An 18,795-nucleotide genomic window follows, 5' to 3' on the forward strand; every position below is an offset into this window, starting at 1 on the left:
GCAAGCCGTTACTCCCCTCTAACGGTCCACGCCCCCAACCCTTGCGTGAACCTCGGGTAGGGTGGCCCTCATCACGTCTCAGTGCCCGAAAGTCTCCTCATCGGTTCAGCCTGAAGTCTATCGGCTTCTCAAGCCTCCAGAACCTGCAGAACGAGCAGACCTCACCGCTCGACGGCATTCCGCAAACTTTACACTCTCTCAGCTCGGCCTCCTGGAGCTCTGCCTCGAAGAGGTGCTTCTTCCGCAGGAAGCCCTTGACGAAGTTGATTTTCGTTCCGGGCCTCTTCTCCTCCATCTCGTTGAGTATCTCCTTGTACTCAATCGTCGTCGCCCCGACCGCGTGCGGGCACTCCTCCATCATGTAGTCGATGCCGTTGGCGAGGGCGTATGCAACAACCTCCCTCTCGGTGACCTCGTAGAGCGGTTTGACCTTCTTCACGAGCTTTCCGTTGAACTGACTCGGCGTCACCGGCCCCTGCTTCGCCAGGTACTGCGTGTTCCAGTGCATCATGTTCGAGAAGATGAAGCTCGCCTCGTCGTCGAGGTTGTGGCCGGTAGCGACGGCATCGAAGCCGTTGTCGTAGGCGAACTTGTTGAATATGTACCTCTTCGTCAGACCGCAGTAGGAGCACGTGGGCCGTCTCGTCCTAACCTCGCCGATTCCCTTCCTGAGGAGCTCCTTAACGCGGACGATATGAAGCGGAACTCCGAGCTCTTCGCACTGCTTTTTGGCGTAGCCCTCGCTTTTCTCGCTGTACTCGCCGATGCCGAGGTTTATGTGGAGGCACTCTATGTTGTAGCCGAGCTTCTTGAGGATGTAAGCGGTAACGGCCGAGTCCTTTCCACCGCTGACGACAACTAAAACCCTCTCGTCAGGCTTGAGCATCTTGTAGCGCTCTATCGTCCGCTTGACCTTTCTCTCGAAGTATTCTTTGAAGTGCTCCGGACAGAGGTACATTTTTGGGTAATGGAGCTTGATGAAGGCCGGTTTCTCACAGAACTTGCATCTCATTGGCATTCTTTCCACCGGAAATAGAAGAGAGGGGTGGCTTTTAACGTTTCCCCAACTTCAGTACGGTGCCCTCTTCCTCTGTATTGGGGGACTTGAGAATTCTCAGTTCCTCCGGTCCAGTGAACGTTAGAACGCGAGTAAAGGCCTCCTCCAGAAGCGCCCTGTACCTGTCCTCCGCCATGTCTCTATTGACGAAGTAAAAGGTTACCCTGTTGGGGTTCCCTATGAAGGCTGAGGCCATGTTGGCCAGGGTCAGCATAAACGACCTGTTGCCGTTCTGGAGCGGGATTAGCCTTTCGGGGTTCATTATGACGGTAACGGTGTATTCGTTTTGGGCGTAGACCTCTCTTATCTTTCTGCTGAACTTGCTGAGGAATATTCCAGGGTCCTTGTGGGGGTCAACCTCGAGGAGAACCCTGCCCCAGTTTGAGACGCCACCTGCCTTAATCCTCATGACGTCCGCGGGAACGCTCAGCCCTGATAGCCGGAGCCACCTAATCACGGGTAGGCTTGAATCAATCACGTCCACGAGGAGAACCCTGTTCCAGCCGTACCGCTCGCCTATAGCATAAAATGCCAGGGCGTACGTTGACAGCGAGGTGTGCTCGATGAGGACGCTTTCCCCGGGGGAAACCTTCGAGAGGTACTCATCAAAGTTCATGATTACCCACCCCCGGTGACTTCAGTACGCGCACGTCACTGCCCCTGACCCGCAGAACGTAGTCGGAGTCCTGTTCAAGCCCCTTTGCCAGGTAGTCCGAGGCTATGTCCGTGTTGAGGAATAGAAACGTTGTTTTGCCTTCAACGGGCAGATACCTCCTCGTCACGGTCTCGAAGTACATCTCAAGCTTCCGCGGGTTGTCTATGAAAGTGAAGGAAAACTTCTCCATCCCGAGCACTATCGTGTGGTTCCTCACCTCGCTGGGAACCTTTCTGGCCAGCTGGCTGTACGTGGCCAGGTGGTACTCGAAGTCCTCCACAACCTCGACCGAACCAACGACTTTTCCCACCTTTACCATTCCCCTCTCCTTTATTACGGGAACATCGTCAATGTTCGGGCTGATTCCCGCGAACTTCAGGTTCTGGAGGAAGATGTGGAGCGTGTCGCCGATGTCCACTATGAGGGGAGTGATTCCCTGCCCTCTCCAGCCGTCCAGGATCTTAAAGAACGTCCGCTCTGGATGGTCCGTCGAGGAGTACTCGACGAGGAGTATGCCGTCGGTGACCCTGAGAAGGGACTCAACAACGTTAGTCATGACATTCACCGTTTTAGATGTGTGCGTTATCACATAAATACCTTTTTCACAAGGAGAAAAGATGGAGGTTAGTCAAGGGACTCGATTCTCTCCTTCCAGTTGCCGGGCTTCCTGAAGTCCTTCTCCGTGTATAATCCTTCTTTTTTGAGTATCCCCCTCGCCGCCAGAAGTCCGGTAGCGGCCGCGTTGACGATGTCCCTGCTCAAACCGGCTCCGTCGCCGGCGGCAAAGATTCCCTCGATGCTCGTTTCGAGGTTCTCGTCGACCTCGACCTTCATGGCGTAGTACTTAATTTCGGGAGCATAGAGGAGCGTGTGGTCGCTGGCAACGCCGGGCAGGACCTTATCGAGCTTCTCGAGGCCCTCTATGATGTTCGTCACGACGCGGTGCGGTAAGGCCATCGCTATGTCGCCGGGAGTTACGTTCTTCAGCGTCGGCTCGACGTCGCTCCTCCTTATCCTAGCCCACGTGCTTCTCCTTCCCCTCCTTAAATCCCCGAGGCGCTGAATCAGGGGCTTTCCACCGCCTATCGTGGTAGCTAACTGCGCTATGCTCTTGCCGTAGGCCGTTGTGTCCTCCACCGGCTCGGTGAGCTCTATCCTGCTCAGGAAGGCGAAGTTGGTGTTGTTGCTCTTCTTCTCGTGCATCGAGTGGCCGTTTACGCCGACGTAGCCGTCGTAGCGCTCCTCGACGACGAAGCCGTTCGGGTTGGTGCAGAATGTCCTCACGAAGTCGTCATAGGTGTCGGTGTAGATGTGGAACTTGGGGTCGTGGTTTATGCTCGTTATGGGCTCCATCACTATCGCGGGAACCTCGACGCGGACGCCAACGTCAATCGGGCCGTGACGGGCCTTGAGCCCTATCTTCTGAGCCACCTCGTGGAACCAGTCCGCACCACCCCTGCCCGGGGCGACGATTATGTACTTCGCCTTAATCTCGAAGACGTCCTTTCCTCGTTTTACCCTCACCCAGCCCTTTCCGAACTCCAGAGCTTTAGTCCAGAGGAGGAACTTCACACCTTTGTCCTCAAGGTGTCTCTTGATGTCGTCTATGACGTCGGGCGTCCTGTCCGAACCGATGTGCCTCTGGATTATCGGGATGAACTTGACGCCGGCCTGCGCCGCCCTCTGCTCCCAGTATCTGACCTGCTCGGGGTCGCCCTTGTAGAGGTTCCTCGGTGCCTTGTGCCTCAGGAAAATCTGGTCGACCTCCCAGACGAGTTGCCAGGCGTAGTTCTCATCGTTGGTCAGTTCACTCAGGTCGCCTCCTATGTCCGGGCGGAGGTTTATCGTGCCGTCGCTTAATCCGCCGGCTCCTCCAACACCGCTCATTATGTGGCAGGGCTTGCACTCTATGCAGTAGCCGAGCTCGAACATCGGACAGACCCTCTGCTTGACGTCGCCACCTTCGTCGATGACGAGAACGCTCAGGTCGCTCTTCTCAGCCAGCTCGTAGGCCGAGAAAAGTCCAGCCGGGCCTGCTCCGATAATAACAACGTCGTAGAACCTTCCGCTTCCGTTTTCGGAGACCATATTTCCCTTACCGAGTTCTATGGCTTTTCCCTTAAAAATCTTTTGGCAAGTTTTTGGTTAATTTTTGGATTGTTTTGGGATGATTTTGACATGTTCAAGTCCAACAAGGAACCGAAGCGTTTAATACCCTTGGGGAGAACTAACGGGGATGTGATACTATGGAGCGCCCCCTGAAGGTTAGGGCCAAGAAGGCGAGGGTCCTTCATACGAAGAAGAAGCTCCTGAAGCTCAAGCGCAAGGAGGAGCTGAGCCACAACGTTCGCTACATCGGGAAGGTTCCCGTCGAGATAGTGATGGACCGCGATTTCGTCCGGGTCAGACCGACGGATTCCCTCGCGACCCTCATCGCCCTCTTCCGGGACGATGAAAGCTCCGCCGTCGTCGTGGACGAATACGGAAAGCTCGTCGGCTTCGTGACGATGAAGGACATACTTCACCTCTTCGCCCCGCCGAGGCATCACTCCGTCGTCGGCCTCTCGCTCCTCAAGCGCTACGCGAGGAACCGCGCCACGCTCGTCGAGGACGTGATGGTGACGAGGCCGATAACGGTCAGGGCAAGCGACACGCTCGGCCACGCTATAGGTGTCATGCTTGAGAGCGGAAAGCACCACCTCCCCGTCGTTGACGACGAGAACCGCGTCGTCGGATTACTTGAGGTCAAGGACATCATACGGCTCATAAGGCTCGTCTCCCTGTGAGGTGTTCGGATGGACCCGTTCCTTGAACTGGCCGTGATACTGATAACTGCCAAGCTCTCCGGCTACCTGAGCTCAAAGGTCGGCCTCCCGGCGGCGATGGGCCAGATACTCGGCGGAATAGTGATAGGTGTCAGCTTTCTCGATATCGTGGCCTACGACGAGGGCGTCCGGCTGATATCCGACATAGGTGTCGTTATGTTGCTGTTTCTGGCGGGTCTTGAAACGGACATCGAGGAGTTCAAGCGCGTTGGACTTCCCTCCTTCGTGATAGCGAGCCTTGGCGTTGCCCTGCCCTTCGTTTTCGGTTACGTTCTCGCCCTGAGGTGGGGCTACCCCAACATGGAGGCACTGTTCCTCGGCGGTGTGATGACGGCCACGAGCGTCAGCTTAACCGCCAACGTGCTTCTTGAGATGAAGCGCCTCCGCTCGAAGGTCGGCTCGACGATTTTGGCGGCCGCCGTCGTCGACGACGTCCTCGGCATAATAATCCTGACGATTCTCGTTGCCATGAGCACGAAGGGGAGCGTCTCATTCTTTGATGTCGGAATAATCCTCGCAGAGGTCTCGGCGTTCTTCCTTCTCAGCTACCTCCTCGGTAGGGGCGTTATCAAGCGGGTCCTACGCTCATCCCACAGGATAAACCTCCCCGAGACGGTGACGAGCGTCGCCCTCGTCATAATGCTTCTCTTCGCCTACCTAGCGGAGCGCTTCGAGATAGCGGCCATAACCGGGGCTTACCTGGCCGGCGTTCTCGTCGCCGGAAGCGAGGACGCGAAGAAGATAACCGACAAGATTGTGACCCTTGGCTACTCTCTCTTCATACCCGTGTTCCTCGTCGGCGTTGGGGCCGAGACCGATGTTAGTGTTCTACTCGTCGCCGGCTCCTTCACGCTCATCTACTCCTTCCTTGCGGTAATCGGAAAGGTTCTCGGCTGTGGGGCCGGCGCACTCCTGACAGGCTTTAGAAAGCTCGAGGCACTCCAGATAGGCGTTGGGATGATTCCGAGGATGGAGGTGGGCCTCATAATGGCCAACATAGGCCTTGCCGAGGGCGTTTTAACTCCCGAAAGTTTCTCAATAGCGATAGCGATGGTCCTCGTGACGACCCTTGTGACGCCTCCATTGCTTAAGGTGGTTTTCTCAAAGGGGTAGCTCGGCCAACCGAGTGCTCATCACGACTCAGCCAGTGCCGGTTTCGTCATCGCTCGTTCTTGGTTGGGGTAGCTTTTTAAATCGCTTTCCCCAGCTTTCGCCATGAGCGAGCTATCAACGATACTGAGTTCAGCGTTGCTGATGCTCATCATGATTGACCCGAGCGACAAGATACTCCTTGTCAGCTTCCTGCGCGAGGACTTTCACATAGAGGACATCAAAGCCCTTATCGTGAGGGCCAACCTGATAGGCTTCCTTCTCTTGGCGACTTTCGCGATAGCGGGCCAGATAATCCTCCAGGAGATTTTTCACATCAACATAAACGCTCTGAAGGTTGCAGGTGGCTTCGTTCTCTTCAAAATCGGTCTCGAAGCTCTGGAAGGCGGTGGAATGTTCACCCTCAAGAGGGAGCGCGACATTCTCGCTTTAGCGGCAGTCCCGGTCGCGATGCCTCTTATAGCCGGTCCCGCGGCAATAACCGCTGTAATAACCCTCACGGCGGAATACGGCTACCTCGTCTCCCTTTCAGCGACGGCCATAGCGATAGCAATCGTTGCGCTCTCGATGTTCGTGGCGCTCTACATGATGAAGTCCGTGAACAAAACTTTGCTGAGCGTCACAATCAGGATAATCGGTCTCTTCATAATGGCCATCGGAGCCCAGATGATGGTCGAGGGCGTCGTCGGGATATACCTCCTCATGACCTCGGCTGGATAAACGTCAAAACCTGCCGGGATAACCTTTTAACTTCTCCCTCCTCTCTTCCGAAAAGGTGAGAGGAATGAAGGTTGAGCGCGTTAAGGGAACGAGGGATTTCCTGCCCGAGGAGATGGCGAAGAGGAGATGGGTCTTCGAGAGAATTCGCGAAACCTTTGAGCGCTACAACTTCCACGAGGTTCTAACTCCAACCTTTGAGTACACCGAACTCTTCAAGCTCAGGAGCGGTGAGGAGGTTGTAAAACAGCTCTACGCCTTCCTCGACAAGGGCGGGAGGGACATCTCGCTCCGCCCGGACATGACGTCGAGCGTCGCGAGGCTCTACGTTTCAGCCTTCCAGACGGCCCCGAAGCCAATCAAGTGGTACTACATGGCTAACATGTTCCGCTATGAGGAACCTCAGAGCGGTCGCTACCGCGAGTTCTGGCAGGCCGGCGTTGAGCTCATCGGGAGCGATAAGGTTGAGGCCGATGCCGAAGTCATAGCGCTCTTCACCGAGAGCTACCTCGCGACCGGTTTGGAGGACTTCACCGTCAACATCGGCGACAGGGTTCTGCTCGACGAGTTCGCCAGAATGCTCGGCGTCAAAGACGACATCGGGCTCATGAGGCTCATAGACAAGAAGGACAAGCTTACCAGGGAGGAGTTCGTAAATGCTTTGAAGGACTTCGGGCTGAGCGATGAAGGGGTCGAGAAGGTTCTCTCGCTGGTTGAAATCAAGGGCGAGCCGAACGAGGTTCTCCCGAAGGCGGAGGAGCTGTTCACGAGCGAGGAAGCTAAAGCCGAGATAAAGCGCCTCTACGAGCTCGTTGATTTGCTCGACGCCTACGGTGTCTCGAAATGGATTAGGATTGACCTCGGAATAGCGAGGGGCTTCGACTACTACACGAGCGTCGTCTTTGAGGCGATAGCGCCGAACGACCTCGGAATCGGCTCGATTGGCGGTGGCGGTCGTTACGACAACCTCATCGAGGTCTTTGGCGGAAAGCCGACCCCGGCGACGGGCTTCGCCATCGGTGTCGAGAGGCTCATTCCAATACTTGAGTGGAAAGGCCTGATTCCGGAAATCAAGCTCAGGCCCGACGTTTACGTGATTCCCATTGGCAAGGAAGTCGAGCTCAGGAAGACGGCCGTCGAGGTGGTATCTTCCCTCAGGAGGGCGGGCGTTAGGGCCGACGTCGAGCTGACCGGAAGGAAGCTGAGAAAGGCCCTCGACTACGCGGGCAGGCTCAACGTGCCGTACGTGGTTCTCATCGGGAAGAGGGACCTCGAGAACGGCAACGTCACGATAAGGGACATGGAAACGGGCGAGCAGAGGGTTGTGAAAAAAGAAGGCCTTGTCGAGGAGCTACTCGGGCTCCTCGGCCTCTGATTTTAATCAACCCAGTGGTGGTCCTCGTAGACGGCAACGTCCGGGCCGTAGACCGGGTAGGCAGTCACGACCTCGAAGTAAACGTATCCATCGTACTCCTCTTCCTGGATTACCGCCTTCATCTCGTCTATTCCATAGTAGGACGCCTCGTAACCCGGCAGGTCGTAGGTGAGCACCACCCTGTTCCCGTCGAACTCGGGGTTGCCGTACTCTATCGTCTCCTCGATTAGGTAAACAACGTCATAGCCGTCCATGGTTTCGGGAAGCTTCCTGCCCGCCACGTACTGGCCGAGCGGGTAGAAGGTCGTTTTCTCCTTGTAGTCCCTCTCGTAGCCGAGGACGTGCCTGTCCCAGACGTGCTCCTGCGCCCAGCTCGGGAAGTAGACGGGGTAACCGTAGAAGTCAACGTTGAAGTAATATGTCGCCGCGTAGGTGAATTCCTGGTGGTCGGTGGAGATGCTCGTCGCCTGTGCCGGAAGGGCCATGACGGCCAGAAGAACCGTCGCGATTAAAACCGCCAGCTTCCGCAACGACACCACCGCACGCAAATGCTCATCAAAGTTAAAAGGATTGCGCAGGTGCCCTCACTCGAGCCTGAACTCCCGGGCCTTCCTCTTCATCCTCCACTCCTCAAGCCTTCGGACGAAGGGACAGCGGGCGCGCCACCTCTGGAATGCCCTCCTCAGGAACCCGCACATCTCGACCACCAGAGTTTATAAGAGGCAACCGTTAAAACCCTTTGTGCCGTAGGGATGATGAGTCTGGAGCCCCCTGATTGGTGACGACGTTTCGCGGGGCTGACCGGCATGAAGAGGCGCCTCTGCCGTGAGTACATCGAGGAGATTGAGAGGCTCGAGCGCTCGATTCGCGAGCTTGAGGAGGAGATAATAGAGCTGAGGATGCAGTTGAAGCTCAAGGTTGATGAAGCCAACAGGCTTGCCATCGAGAACGCGAGCCTGAGGCACAAGCTTGAGATGCAGAGGAAGACCTACCAGCGTATGGTCGAACTGCTGAAGAAGATGAAGTTCCCCATAATTTTTCTCCCTGAGGACGAGTGATTCGGACGTGGCAGTGTACCCCCGTGTGTTGTGGCATTCTTGGAACTTTGCCATACTGGTTAGTATCCTTTTGATTTATTCTCAATGTAATCCTCATTAGCTCGGCTTATTGCCTCCGACTTTTGAAGATTATCCAAATTACTATCAAAAATTTTGGAAGTTATATAACCCGCAAAGTTTAAATAGAACCTTTACGTTACCTTGTTGGATATAACCGAGTTGTGCTACAATCTGTTCTTTAAAATAGGACTTTGCAATCTTTCCTGTTGGGGGTTGGGGCATGAGGCGTTCAAGGGTTGAAATTATTGCGGACATCCTTGAGTCAGCCAATGGCACAGGTGCGACGAAAACCCAGATTGTTTACAGGGCGAACCTGAACTTTAAGCTCGCCACGAACTACATAAAGTACCTCCTGAGAAAAGGTTACCTCGTTGAGGCCATTGAGGGGAACAGACGTATATATCGCGTTACCGACAAAGGTAGGACTTTCCTACGAAGCCTTTCAACGATTTATCGTGAGCTCGGTGATTTTGATTCCTTCGATGGTTTTTGATTTTTTCTCTTTCAAACCTCCGGGGCCTGCCCCCGTCGTTTCTTTCCGTAACAAAGTTACGAAGTATATCTCAGAATGTTACGTTCTAAACGCGATTTCTCGGGATATTATAAGCTCAAATGATAACATATAGTACGGGCATATTGCCCGGAGGTGCATGGAATGAAGAGCGGAATCTTGGCTTTGTTGGTTGTTGGTGTTGTACTGTTTGGACTCGGGGCAGGAACCTGGGCCTACTTCAGCGACACAGAGTCCAGCACTGGGAACTACATAACGGCTGACATCCTGAATCTTAAAGTCAGTCCGGATAACAGCACCTGGTATGATGGAACCAACGTTCCCTCGAACATTGATTTTGGAAAGGTTTACCCCGGTTGGAGCGGTAGCGATGACGTTTACGTTATGAACGAAGGCGGTCTTCCGGGTGAGCTCTACCTCTACATGAACTACTCAATGGCCGATAACATACACCCCGAATCCGAGACCGACAACGGGCAGACCCTTGCGGATGTTATCTACGTCAAGATTTACTACAACGATAACCTCGTCTGGGAGGGCTACCTCAAGGACTGGAATTATGACAACTCCGGAAACAAGCTTGACCTTGGCCCACTCGACGGCGGAAAGACTGGAAAGATAACTGTCGAGGCTTCAATTGACTACAACAACGCCGGGAACGACATCCAGGGTGATAAGCTCACCTTCGACGTTCACCTCTACCTCCAGCAGGTGCAGGGGTGATTCCCCCTAACTTTTTATTGGGGTGACAGGGATGCGCAGTGCCTTCTTTGCCCTCTTCCTGGCGGGGCTCGTTGTAGTAGCCGTCGGTTACGGCACCTGGGCCTATTTCAGCGACGTTGAGGTCAGTGCGGGGAACTACGTAACTGCGGATACCCTCGACCTCGTGCTTACAGACCATACCAACAGTGCGAATGCCCAGTGGGGATACTTCTACATTGCCCCTGGAAGGGTTCCCGGTGTTAACGGTGGCTACGTGGAGGGAGATAGGGGAATACACATCTACAATAACGGCACTTATCCAAACACGACGGTTGAGGTATGGTTTACGTTCAAGTGCTACGAGGACGATGATGGTAACTACACCGATGGTCTTCACCCGGGGCCAGAGTCGGATACACTCCAGACTAATGAGAGCGCCTATATGATGCTGAAGGAGATAACCGTGAACACCATGGAGTACACGAACAGCCACACCCTTCGCTTAATCTATGACACAAAGTTGACCGATACAGGATACGAGCATCTCGCACCCGAGCTGAAAAGCCAGTTCAGCCCGGGACAGGAGATTACCCTCGACGACCTGTCTAGGATAAAGTTCGTGGGTCTGCCTGGTCCACAGCCTCTCTACGGTACCCTCGATATACACGATAGCCAGTATCTAAACGAGCCCAATACCCAGCTGTCCATGGACGGATTCGGGGCAAAGATGCTCAACGTTAGCCAGGACTACTGGCAGGGTGACGTCTGTATAATGACCGTCCATGTGAGGTTAGTGCAGTCGGAGCCGTGAGCCCCATGCGGGTCCTCTACGCTATCTTTTTCTTTGTGGCGGTTACCTTCGCCCTCTACCTGTCGGCGATGTACATGGTGGGCAACACAAGTCCCCACGCATCCACGGTACTTGAGAACATGACGCAGAACGTGACAACTTCCCCCAGGGAGATGACGATGGCACTGGGAACGATTTCGTTCCTTGCGAGGGTTGGTCTCGCCGTGGTGTTCCTCAGTATGGCCGTCTACGTAATCTCGGAGCTGGTGATGAAATGATGAGGTCGCTCGTGGTCTGGCTTGCAATCGTTTCAATTTTCGCCTATTCGTATTTCGGCTCACTCGCTTACTTCTCAGATTCCTCTTCAATAAGCATGTCCCTTGAAATCGAGCCGAACCCGGTTCAAATCAGCTGTGGCAACGTCACGCTCCTTCACTGTCACTGCCGTTACTACCTCCTCTCCGGCCTGGTCCTCAACGCCACCGACAACGTCACGTTCGAAGGGATATACTTCAAGAGTGATGGCTGGGTCCTGAGAGGGCTTATCGTTGATAATACTGAAATCTCCGCTGAGAACACCTTCTACATCCCCCTGAACATCAGCCTTACCCCCGGGCTCCACAACGTTTCCTTAATCCTTTACAAAACAGGCCATCACCGTGAGGGAGTTATGTATATCGTGCTCTACATCAACGGAGAGGAGTATCCCTTGTCCATAGTTCCGGGATGGTGTCACAGATGAGAAGGCTTATCTCCTTTGCGGTCATCCTCGTGCTTCTCTTGGCCTTTTCAAGGCTCAGGACGCTGACGCCACTCGTTGTTCTGAGTGGGAGCATGGAGCCTTACTTCAATCCCGGTGACATGGTCTTAATCGAGCCGGTGAACGCCTCCGGTGTTCAAATCGGGGACGTGGTGGCCTTCCACCCGACGTGGGCTAAGGGGAAAGAGGCGGGCAATACACTGTACACCCACCGGGTCGTCGGTGTAATTCGAAACTCGACCGGTCTGTACTTCGTTACGAAGGGAGACAACAACAAAGAAGATGACCCCCAGCCGGTCCCCGCCCAGAGCGTCGTCGGGAAGGTCACCATCGTCCTTCCTTATCTCGGTTATATGACAAGGCACAACCCCGACCGGCGGGCGCTGTTTGTGGTTTACGTATTCTTCATTCTGCTTCCGGGAGTTTACCTGCTTGTTTCGCTCGTTAGAGATTTCTTTGAGCGCCCTATTGTCTCCAGGAGAAAGGAGCGCTTTCGGCTGATTTCCTCAAGGTTCACCCGTTCAGTCTCGCTAAAGAAAGCCCTTGGAGTCTTTGCAGTTTCTTTCATCTCCCTTGCGGTTCTCATGGCACCCCAACTTAGCTCAGATGACGGCTGGGTTTCCAACAATGGAAAACTGCCGGTGCTCTTAATCTCCGGTGGGGTTCCCGGATACGTCTACCTTCATCCCGGTGACTCCTGCGCCTGCAACTACACCCACGCAGTAAACGCCGTCCTCCCGGTTCAGTGGCTTGTCCTTCTCTCCGGGATGCCCCTTTTTCCCTGGTCGCTCGTCCTTCTTCTGGCCATGCTCTTAACGCTCACACTGTATCCCCTCTGGACGTCGAAGTTCCCGAACGTGGAGGTGAAAAGGCATGGAACCCGCTTTATTTGAGGCCCTCCTTAAAATTAGGCGGAACTGGCTGGCCGTTCTTCTCGTTTCCCTGCTACTCTCCGGGGCGCTGGCGTACGCCTACACTGTAACCCCTTCCGTCGTCCGTGAAACCTCAAAGGTCTCCAAGCCCCTCTACCGCTGGGGTGGTGTCCTCAACGCGTCCGCCGTCGTTGCAAAAGAGAACCCCATCTGGTCTTTGGGGGAGAGGGTTAGCCTTCCCATTTACCCCCTCGACGTCACCCCCGTCCTTGAGCCGACGCTGACCTGGGAGATTTACGCCAAATCAGCCAACGTCAACGTCACCGCCCATATGAAGGTTCTCTATTACGTCTCCTACAACGGCGAAAGGCTGTTTGAGAGGGTTTACAACGCCTCTTCGGCATCGGGCAGGAACAGAGTCGTTCTCTCAATCCCGGTCAACGTCTCCGATGTCGTTTCGAGGATTGAATCCGATGTGGCCTTTCTGAAGTTGCCCCGCTTTGAGAGCGGTATCGAGGTGAAGGGGGACTTCTCCTACTCTGGAACCGTCGAAGGAAGGCCCGTTTCGGGAAGCGGCTCCCTGAACGGAAACGTTAAGGTGTCCTACGGCTCGGTCTACACCTTCACCGGTGACGCCGTCAACGGCACGGGCACGTACACTGAAACCGTAACCTTCACGAGGCCGGTCAACCGCGTAAAGCGCACACTGCTCCTCGGGGGCTCTGTCTTGGCCCTCGTCCTGGCCATTGTGGCGCTTGTGTTGAGGTTCCGCTTCAACCCCTCCCCCGATGAGGTGGAGAGGATGAAAGCCATGGCGGAGCTTAGACGGTACGGCAAGTGGATAAGCACTGGAAAGCTCCCTGAAAGCTACGTCCACTCACCGCCCAAGGTGGAGTTCCCGAGCCTTGGCGACCTCGTTGAAACTGCCATTGACCACGGGAAGAGGGTAATCCATGACTCCGAAAGGGGACTTTACTTCTTCGTGGACGGGGGAGTTCTCTACATCTTCTCTCCGAAATCCTAACGAAAGCCTTTTTTACATCCCCTTTCAGTTACCCCCAGGTGAGAATTATGAGCATGGACATGACCACGAGAATGTTTAAAGAGGAAGGCTGGATAAGGAAGCGGTGCCCCAAGTGTGGTAAATACTTCTGGACGCTCGACCCTGACAGGGAAACCTGTGGAGACCCGCCGTGTGACGAGTACCAGTTCATAGGAAAGCCCGGCATACCGAAGAAGTACACCCTCGACGAGATGCGCGAGAAGTTCCTGAGCTTCTTCGAAAAGCACGGCCACGGAAGGGTCAAGCGCTACCCGGTTCTTCCGCGCTGGAGGGACGACGTTCTTCTCGTCGGCGCTTCAATCATGGACTTCCAGCCCTGGGTCATCAGCGGTGAGGCCGACCCGCCGGCGAACCCGCTCACGATAAGCCAGCCCTCGATTCGCTTCACTGACATTGACAACGTTGGAATAACCGGCAGGCACTTCACGATTTTCGAGATGATGGCCCACCATGCCTTCAACTACCCGGGCAAGCCGATTTACTGGATGGACGAGACGGTTGAGCTCGCCTTCGAGTTCTTCACCAAGGAGCTGAATATGAAACCGGAAGACATAACCTTCAAGGAGAACCCCTGGGCAGGCGGAGGAAACGCCGGACCGGCGTTCGAGGTGCTCTACCGCGGTCTGGAAGTGGCAACGCTCGTCTTCATGCAGTACAAGAAAGCCCCCGAAAACGCCGACCCGAGCCAGGTCGTCGAGATAAAGGGCGACTACTACGTCCCGATGGAGACGAGGGTCGTTGATACCGGCTACGGCCTTGAGAGGCTCGTCTGGATGAGCCACGGCACTCCAACGGCTTACGACGCCGTTCTCGGCTACGTAATCGAACCGCTCAAGAAGATGGCCGGCGTTGAAAAGATAGACGAGAGAATTCTCATGGAGAACTCCCGCCTCGCCGGAATGTTCGACATCGAGGACATGGGCGACTTAAGGTATCTCCGCGAGCAGGTGGCGAAGCGCGTTGGCATAACCGTCGAGGAGCTGGAGAAGGCCGTTAGGCCCTATGAGCTAATCTACGCGATAGCCGACCACACTAAGGCCTTAACTTTCATGCTCGCCGACGGCGTAATCCCGTCCAACGTCAAGGCCGGCTACCTCGCGAGGCTCCTCATAAGGAAGAGCATAAGGCACCTCCGCGAGCTCGGTCTGGAGATTCCGCTCGCTGAAATCGTCGCCATGCACATAAAGGAACTCTCGCCGACGTTCCCCGAGTTCAAGGAGATGGAGGACGTTATACTCGACATAATCAACGTTGAGGAGAAGCGCTACCACGAGACCCTCAGGCGCGGAAGCGACCTGGTGAAGCGCGAGATAGCCAAGCTCAAGAAGAAGGGCATCAACGAGCTCCCGCTCGAAAAGCTCATTCTCTTCTACGAGAGCCACGGTCTAACGCCAGAGATAGTGGCCGAGATTGCCCAGAGGGAGGGCATAAAGGTCGAGATTCCGGACAACTTCTACACGCTCGTTGCCAAGCAGGCCGAGAAGACCGAGAAGAAGACCGCCGCTGAGTACGTGGTGGACTTCGAGCTCGTTAAAGACCTGCCCGACACGAGGACGCTCTACTACGAGGACCCCTTCATGAAGGAGTTCGATGCGGAAGTCGTTAAGGTCATAGACGACTGGGTCGTGCTCAACCAGACGGCCTTCTATCCGGAGGGTGGCGGTCAGCCCTACGACACCGGAACGCTCGAGGTTAACGGCGAGGAGGTCAAGGTCACCAACGTCCAGAAGGTCGGGAAGGTAATCCTCCACCGCGTTGATAAACCGGAGCTCTTCAAGCCGGGCGTTAAGGTTCACGGAAAGCTTGACTGGGACAGGAGAATCCAGCACATGCGCCACCACACGGGGACACACGTCCTCATGGGCGCGCTCGTCAGGGTCTTAGGAAAGCATGTCTGGCAGGCCGGTTCACAGCTCCACAAGGACTGGGCGAGGCTGGACATCTCCCACTACAAGCGCATAACCGAGGAGGAGCTCAGGGAGATAGAGCGCCTCGCCAACCGCGTCGTCATGGAGAACAGGAAGGTGACCTGGGAGTGGCTCCCGAGGACCGAGGCAGAGATGAAGTATGGGTTCAGGCTCTACCAGGGTGGAGTCGTCCCGGGAAGGGTCATCAGGGTGCTCAAGATAGAGGGTTGGGACGTCCAGGCCTGCGGTGGAACTCACCTGCCGAACACCGGGCTTATAGGTCCGATTAAGATTCTGAGAACCGAGAGAATCCAGGACGGCGTTGAGAGGATAATCTTCGCGGCGGGAGAAGCGGCAATCGACTGGATGCAGGAAACGGAGAGACTGCTTAAGAAGACCGCTGAAATCTTCCGCGTCCCGCCGGAGAAGGTGCCTGAAACTGCTGAGCGCTTCTTCAACGAGTGGAAGGAAGCGAGGAAAGAGGTCGAGAAGCTCAGGAAAGAGCTGGCAAAGCTCCTCGTCTACGAGCTTGAGAACAAAGTCGAGAAAATCGGTGAGGTAGAGTACATCGGCGCGGTCGTTGAGGGCACGATGGAGGACCTCCGTGAAGCGGCGAACAGGCTCAGGAAGGAGAAGCGCGTCGTTGTCCTCATCAGCAGGGAGGGCCACTTCGTCGTTGCGGTCGGAGACGGTCTCGACCTCAAGGCCGGCGAGCTGGCGAAAATAATAACGAGCATCGCCGGCGGTGGCGGTGGCGGAAGGAAAGAACTCGCCCAGGGCAGGATAAAGAACCCGCTGAAGGCTGAGGAGGCGATAGGGGAGGTCAAGAAGAGGCTCGGTTAACGTCCTTCATTGGAGACTTTCATTTTTCTTTTGAAAGCCTCGCAAACTATCGGAACCGAAACGGGTAACGAAAGTGGGTCCACTTGAGGGGGACTTAGAATGAATGGCTGGAAGAGTGCAATTCTCCTCGGCTTTGGTTATGCAGTCGTAATCAGCTGGGGTCTTGAACTAAGCGTCGACAAAATATTCATGGTTCTCTTCGGCTCAGGGATAACGTATGAAGTTACAAGCCTATGGGGGACGACCATTCTTAGATTTTTCCTCATGCTAACCTTCCTTAGATGGTTAAACATTGATTGGGCTGACCTGTGGAGGGGAGAGCTGTCGTTCAGGGACTTGGGGTTAGCCCTTCTTTGTGCATCTCTCCTGTTGCTTCCAATAGATGTTCCAGCGCTTATCATGAAGACCTATCACCCCCAGATACTCGGAGAGTATAGGTACTTTCTCAAACTCGCTGGGGATAGAACCCTGGCCCTGTTCACTCTCTTTTCTCAGTACGTTTACTACTTCATAGAAGCATTATCCGTCAACATGCTATACCTTGGCAGTGTCAAGTTTATAGGTAGAAGGAATGCGATAGTAATTCCCGTAGTCTTTTGGGGCGCGATGCATGTTCTCCAAGCTCTAAACAGGCCTCTTTATGTGGCAATTGCAGTTGCGGTTCTCACATCAATGGAAGCTGGGATAACGTACTATTACGCATATAAAACTGGCAATATGAAAGGACCAATTGTGATATTCCTCACCATAGTCATGTTTGCGATGTGATGTTTAATATCGCAGTAAGAGCGAGTTTAACAAATAATGATTGAGGTGTCCCCAATCAAGGTCAAAACCCTAACGCGCCAGATAATCGCGCTCGCCGATGAGCTCGGCCTTAAGGCCGTTCCAGAATACCGGACGCCTGACGGCACGAGGATAGACGTGGCGATACTCGACGGCGAGAAAAAGCTTTTGGCGATAGAGCTTGAAGCATCTTTCAAGTGGTTTCCGCAGAGGGTCCTCTACGACGTTGTCAAGGCCCACAGAGCCGGCTTCCCGGAGCTCTGGATAATCACGCCCTTCAAAGGAAGCCCCGGCTGGGTTCTCAAATACGCGGAAGAACTCGGCCTTCCGCTCAGGATAATGGGAGAAGAAAAGGTTATTCCGGAGCTCAGGACTTTTCTGTCTTCCTGTACTTGATGTAAATGACGTCCTCGGCATGCCAGAACGGGGCCTTTTCACCGGTAATCTTTATCTGCGGGCTCTCCCCTTCGTAAACCACCTTCTTGGTTAGCTCCGGCGAGAGCTGGAACTGGACGTAGACTTCACTGGGCACGCTGTCCTTCTCCACGGTAATCTTGAAGGTGTCCTTTCCCCGGTATTCCCGGTCGCCGTAGCGGATGAGGTAACTCGTCCCCTCTGGGAACTGTATCGTCAGTTCGAAGGAGCTTATCTTCGGCTTTATTTCCATTGTGAAGAGTCCGTAGCCGTCCTTTGTCACGAATGTGACGCTCTGGTTGTCTATGTAGAATACCTCCTTGTAGTCGATGGTCGCGGGCGGTAGCTGGGCTGTCTTGAATGCGTACGCGACGAGTGCAACGGTGATAATCGCCATGATAGCGAGGGCCTTGTTCATCCCTGTCACCCAAGAAACTTTGTTCCAGCTGGTTATTAACGCTTTTGTGTAGGTGATTACGCGGGGAAAACGAAATTAGAGGTCGGTTGGCTCGTCTATGAAGAAGACGCTCAGCCCGAACCTCTCCCTGATAAGCTCCATCAGTGCTTTAACCCCGAGCGTTTCCGTCTTGTAGTGTCCCGCAACTAAGACACTCTGGGGCAGGTCGAGGGCCGTCAGATAGTCGGCGTGGCCGAATTCGCCGGTGATGAGGAGGTCTATTCCCTTTCTGTAAGCTTCTTCCAGTGCAAAAGCGCCTGCCCCGCTTATCGCGCCGACGGTTTTAACTTCCCTCTTCCCGAACTCGTAGGTCTTAACGGTCGTGTCGAGCTTCTCCGCCACTATTTGGGCTACCTTCTCAATCGGCTGTGGCTCCTCGAACTCGCCGTAGAAGCCTATGCTCAGCCCCCTGTACTCGCCGAAGGGCCCCCTGGGCTCCAGACCGAGAAGTCTGAGCAGGCCGACGTTGTTTCCGACTTCAGGGTGCGCATCGAGGGGTAGATGTGCCACGTAGAGGTTCAGGCCGTTCTCGATTAGCGCCTTCAACCGCTTGTAATGGATACCTGTTATATAGTTAAGACCTCCCCAAATCATCCCGTGATGCACTATCAGCATGTCGGCCTTTCCATTAACGGCCCTCTCGATTGTTCTGAGCGTCGTGTCCACGGCAAACGCTACCCTCTCGACCTCTTCCTTTCCCTCCACCTGGAGGCCGTTGCTCGACTTGTCGGGGTAAGCCGAAACCTGAAGGTATTCGTCGAGGAAAGCGACCAGCTCGTCGCGGTTCATGGTTATCACCTATTCACCTGGTGAATTATTCATTAACTGAATAT

23 protein-coding genes are annotated in these 18,795 nt (G+C 54.7%); 15 read left to right on the forward strand and 8 right to left on the reverse strand.

Annotation, left to right across the window (positions count from 1 at the left end; all coding sequences use genetic code 11):
- Positions 1–97: 97 nt before the first annotated feature.
- The 4 genes from E3E28_RS04525 to E3E28_RS04540 all read right to left on the reverse strand — a co-directional run bounded on the left by E3E28_RS04525 (position 98) and on the right by E3E28_RS04540 (position 3,800).
- Positions 98–1,018, reverse strand: coding sequence for a TIGR00269 family protein (locus tag E3E28_RS04525; protein WP_240921702.1), 921 nt, complete (start codon positions 1,016–1,018; stop codon positions 98–100).
- A 34-nt stretch (positions 1,019–1,052) separates the two neighbouring features.
- Entirely contained in the window at positions 1,053–1,673 is a 621-nt protein-coding gene (locus tag E3E28_RS04530; RefSeq protein WP_167914207.1) for a DUF257 family protein, read from the reverse strand.
- Positions 1,663–2,268: a DUF257 family protein gene (locus E3E28_RS04535; RefSeq protein WP_240921703.1), complete on the reverse strand. Its 606-nt coding sequence runs from the start codon at positions 2,266–2,268 to the stop codon at positions 1,663–1,665. Before E3E28_RS04535 ends, E3E28_RS04530 begins: the two co-directional genes overlap by 11 nt.
- A 68-nt stretch (positions 2,269–2,336) precedes the next feature.
- Positions 2,337–3,800, reverse strand: a complete 1,464-nt coding sequence (locus E3E28_RS04540) for an NAD(P)/FAD-dependent oxidoreductase (RefSeq protein WP_167914209.1) — start codon at positions 3,798–3,800, stop codon at positions 2,337–2,339.
- A 158-nt stretch (positions 3,801–3,958) separates the two neighbouring features.
- Between E3E28_RS04540 and E3E28_RS04545 the strand changes: the two genes are divergently transcribed.
- From E3E28_RS04545 to hisS, 4 genes are all read left to right on the forward strand, one after another.
- Complete coding sequence (locus E3E28_RS04545; protein WP_167914210.1) at positions 3,959–4,498, forward strand: HPP family protein; 540 nt, start codon at positions 3,959–3,961, stop codon at positions 4,496–4,498.
- A gap of 9 nt (positions 4,499–4,507) precedes the next feature.
- Positions 4,508–5,650 carry a cation:proton antiporter gene (locus tag E3E28_RS04550; RefSeq protein ID WP_167914211.1) on the forward strand — a complete coding sequence of 381 codons (1,143 nt, stop codon included), beginning with the start codon at positions 4,508–4,510 and terminating at the stop codon, positions 5,648–5,650.
- Between the two features lie 102 nt (positions 5,651–5,752).
- Positions 5,753–6,367, forward strand: coding sequence for a MarC family protein (locus E3E28_RS04555; protein ID WP_167914212.1), 615 nt, complete (start codon positions 5,753–5,755; stop codon positions 6,365–6,367).
- Positions 6,368–6,431: 64 nt separating this feature from the next.
- The gene (gene hisS / locus E3E28_RS04560) at positions 6,432–7,739 is read left to right on the forward strand and encodes a histidine--tRNA ligase (protein ID WP_167915201.1); all 1,308 of its coding nucleotides are present in this window, start codon (positions 6,432–6,434) and stop codon (positions 7,737–7,739) included.
- A gap of 2 nt (positions 7,740–7,741) precedes the next feature.
- Here the strand turns inward: hisS and E3E28_RS04565 are convergent, their stop codons facing one another.
- Positions 7,742–8,278, reverse strand: coding sequence for a hypothetical protein (locus tag E3E28_RS04565; RefSeq protein WP_167914213.1), 537 nt, complete (start codon positions 8,276–8,278; stop codon positions 7,742–7,744).
- A gap of 45 nt (positions 8,279–8,323) precedes the next feature.
- A complete protein-coding gene (locus tag E3E28_RS11230; protein ID WP_277346788.1) occupies positions 8,324–8,446 on the reverse strand; it encodes a hypothetical protein in 123 nt (40 codons plus the stop codon).
- 99 nt (positions 8,447–8,545) lie between these two features.
- Here E3E28_RS11230 and E3E28_RS04570 point away from each other — a divergent pair, with 99 nt between their 5' ends.
- From E3E28_RS04570 to E3E28_RS04620, 11 genes are all read left to right on the forward strand, one after another.
- Positions 8,546–8,797, forward strand: coding sequence for a hypothetical protein (locus E3E28_RS04570; protein WP_167914214.1), 252 nt, complete (start codon positions 8,546–8,548; stop codon positions 8,795–8,797).
- A gap of 280 nt (positions 8,798–9,077) precedes the next feature.
- On the forward strand, positions 9,078–9,350 hold the full coding sequence (locus tag E3E28_RS04575; protein WP_167914215.1) for a winged helix-turn-helix domain-containing protein: 273 nt from the start codon (positions 9,078–9,080) through the stop codon (positions 9,348–9,350).
- 162 nt (positions 9,351–9,512) lie between these two features.
- Positions 9,513–10,091: a TasA family protein gene (locus tag E3E28_RS04580; RefSeq protein WP_167914216.1), complete on the forward strand. Its 579-nt coding sequence runs from the start codon at positions 9,513–9,515 to the stop codon at positions 10,089–10,091.
- 31 nt (positions 10,092–10,122) lie between these two features.
- Positions 10,123–10,881 carry a SipW-dependent-type signal peptide-containing protein gene (locus E3E28_RS04585; RefSeq protein WP_240921704.1) on the forward strand — a complete coding sequence of 253 codons (759 nt, stop codon included), beginning with the start codon at positions 10,123–10,125 and terminating at the stop codon, positions 10,879–10,881.
- Positions 10,878–11,138, forward strand: a complete 261-nt coding sequence (locus tag E3E28_RS04590; RefSeq protein ID WP_167914218.1) for a hypothetical protein — start codon at positions 10,878–10,880, stop codon at positions 11,136–11,138. The genes E3E28_RS04585 and E3E28_RS04590 overlap by 4 nt, the downstream gene beginning before the upstream one ends.
- Positions 11,135–11,602 (forward strand): hypothetical protein, encoded by a 468-nt coding sequence (locus E3E28_RS04595; protein WP_167914219.1) that lies wholly within the window; start codon positions 11,135–11,137, stop codon positions 11,600–11,602. Before E3E28_RS04590 ends, E3E28_RS04595 begins: the two co-directional genes overlap by 4 nt.
- Complete coding sequence (locus tag E3E28_RS04600; protein WP_167914220.1) at positions 11,599–12,513, forward strand: signal peptidase I; 915 nt, start codon at positions 11,599–11,601, stop codon at positions 12,511–12,513. The genes E3E28_RS04595 and E3E28_RS04600 overlap by 4 nt, the downstream gene beginning before the upstream one ends.
- The gene (locus tag E3E28_RS04605) at positions 12,494–13,516 is read left to right on the forward strand and encodes a DUF5305 family protein (RefSeq protein WP_167914221.1); all 1,023 of its coding nucleotides are present in this window, start codon (positions 12,494–12,496) and stop codon (positions 13,514–13,516) included. Before E3E28_RS04600 ends, E3E28_RS04605 begins: the two co-directional genes overlap by 20 nt.
- A gap of 47 nt (positions 13,517–13,563) precedes the next feature.
- Positions 13,564–16,305 carry an alanine--tRNA ligase gene (gene alaS / locus E3E28_RS04610; protein WP_167915202.1) on the forward strand — a complete coding sequence of 914 codons (2,742 nt, stop codon included), beginning with the start codon at positions 13,564–13,566 and terminating at the stop codon, positions 16,303–16,305.
- Positions 16,306–16,404: 99 nt separating this feature from the next.
- Entirely contained in the window at positions 16,405–17,073 is a 669-nt protein-coding gene (locus E3E28_RS04615; protein ID WP_167914222.1) for a hypothetical protein, read from the forward strand.
- A gap of 36 nt (positions 17,074–17,109) precedes the next feature.
- On the forward strand, positions 17,110–17,487 hold the full coding sequence (locus tag E3E28_RS04620; RefSeq protein ID WP_206203800.1) for a hypothetical protein: 378 nt from the start codon (positions 17,110–17,112) through the stop codon (positions 17,485–17,487).
- Here E3E28_RS04620 and E3E28_RS04625 read toward each other — a convergent pair.
- Complete coding sequence (locus E3E28_RS04625) at positions 17,459–17,923, reverse strand: hypothetical protein (RefSeq protein ID WP_167915204.1); 465 nt, start codon at positions 17,921–17,923, stop codon at positions 17,459–17,461. The two genes, E3E28_RS04620 and E3E28_RS04625, sit on opposite strands and share 29 nt — an antisense overlap.
- 75 nt (positions 17,924–17,998) lie before the next feature.
- Positions 17,999–18,751: a Nif3-like dinuclear metal center hexameric protein gene (locus E3E28_RS04630; protein WP_167915205.1), complete on the reverse strand. Its 753-nt coding sequence runs from the start codon at positions 18,749–18,751 to the stop codon at positions 17,999–18,001.
- Between the last annotated feature and the right edge of the window lie 44 nt (positions 18,752–18,795).

The sequence above is a fragment of the Thermococcus sp. 21S9 genome, from assembly GCF_012027635.1.
Lineage (GTDB): Archaea > Methanobacteriota_B > Thermococci > Thermococcales > Thermococcaceae > Thermococcus.

Bases quoted from the DNA above. Each gene is read 5' to 3' on its own strand.
- E3E28_RS04525 (WP_240921702.1), bottom strand. From the start codon at position 1,018: ATGCCAATGAGATGCAAGTTCTGTGAGAAACCGGCCTTCATCAAGCTC.
- E3E28_RS04530 (WP_167914207.1), bottom strand. From the start codon at position 1,673: ATGAACTTTGATGAGTACCTCTCGAAGGTTTCCCCCGGGGAAAGCGTC.
- E3E28_RS04535 (WP_240921703.1), bottom strand. From the start codon at position 2,268: ATGACTAACGTTGTTGAGTCCCTTCTCAGGGTCACCGACGGCATACTC.
- E3E28_RS04540 (WP_167914209.1), bottom strand. From the start codon at position 3,800: ATGGTCTCCGAAAACGGAAGCGGAAGGTTCTACGACGTTGTTATTATC.
- E3E28_RS04545 (WP_167914210.1), top strand. From the start codon at position 3,959: ATGGAGCGCCCCCTGAAGGTTAGGGCCAAGAAGGCGAGGGTCCTTCAT.
- E3E28_RS04550 (WP_167914211.1), top strand. From the start codon at position 4,508: ATGGACCCGTTCCTTGAACTGGCCGTGATACTGATAACTGCCAAGCTC.
- E3E28_RS04555 (WP_167914212.1), top strand. From the start codon at position 5,753: ATGAGCGAGCTATCAACGATACTGAGTTCAGCGTTGCTGATGCTCATC.
- hisS (WP_167915201.1), top strand. From the start codon at position 6,432: ATGAAGGTTGAGCGCGTTAAGGGAACGAGGGATTTCCTGCCCGAGGAG.
- E3E28_RS04570 (WP_167914214.1), top strand. From the start codon at position 8,546: ATGAAGAGGCGCCTCTGCCGTGAGTACATCGAGGAGATTGAGAGGCTC.
- E3E28_RS04575 (WP_167914215.1), top strand. From the start codon at position 9,078: ATGAGGCGTTCAAGGGTTGAAATTATTGCGGACATCCTTGAGTCAGCC.
- E3E28_RS04580 (WP_167914216.1), top strand. From the start codon at position 9,513: ATGAAGAGCGGAATCTTGGCTTTGTTGGTTGTTGGTGTTGTACTGTTT.
- E3E28_RS04585 (WP_240921704.1), top strand. From the start codon at position 10,123: ATGCGCAGTGCCTTCTTTGCCCTCTTCCTGGCGGGGCTCGTTGTAGTA.
- E3E28_RS04595 (WP_167914219.1), top strand. From the start codon at position 11,135: ATGATGAGGTCGCTCGTGGTCTGGCTTGCAATCGTTTCAATTTTCGCC.
- E3E28_RS04600 (WP_167914220.1), top strand. From the start codon at position 11,599: ATGAGAAGGCTTATCTCCTTTGCGGTCATCCTCGTGCTTCTCTTGGCC.
- E3E28_RS04605 (WP_167914221.1), top strand. From the start codon at position 12,494: ATGGAACCCGCTTTATTTGAGGCCCTCCTTAAAATTAGGCGGAACTGG.
- alaS (WP_167915202.1), top strand. From the start codon at position 13,564: ATGAGCATGGACATGACCACGAGAATGTTTAAAGAGGAAGGCTGGATA.
- E3E28_RS04615 (WP_167914222.1), top strand. From the start codon at position 16,405: ATGAATGGCTGGAAGAGTGCAATTCTCCTCGGCTTTGGTTATGCAGTC.
- E3E28_RS04620 (WP_206203800.1), top strand. From the start codon at position 17,110: ATGATTGAGGTGTCCCCAATCAAGGTCAAAACCCTAACGCGCCAGATA.
- E3E28_RS04625 (WP_167915204.1), bottom strand. From the start codon at position 17,923: ATGAACAAGGCCCTCGCTATCATGGCGATTATCACCGTTGCACTCGTC.
- E3E28_RS04630 (WP_167915205.1), bottom strand. From the start codon at position 18,751: ATGAACCGCGACGAGCTGGTCGCTTTCCTCGACGAATACCTTCAGGTT.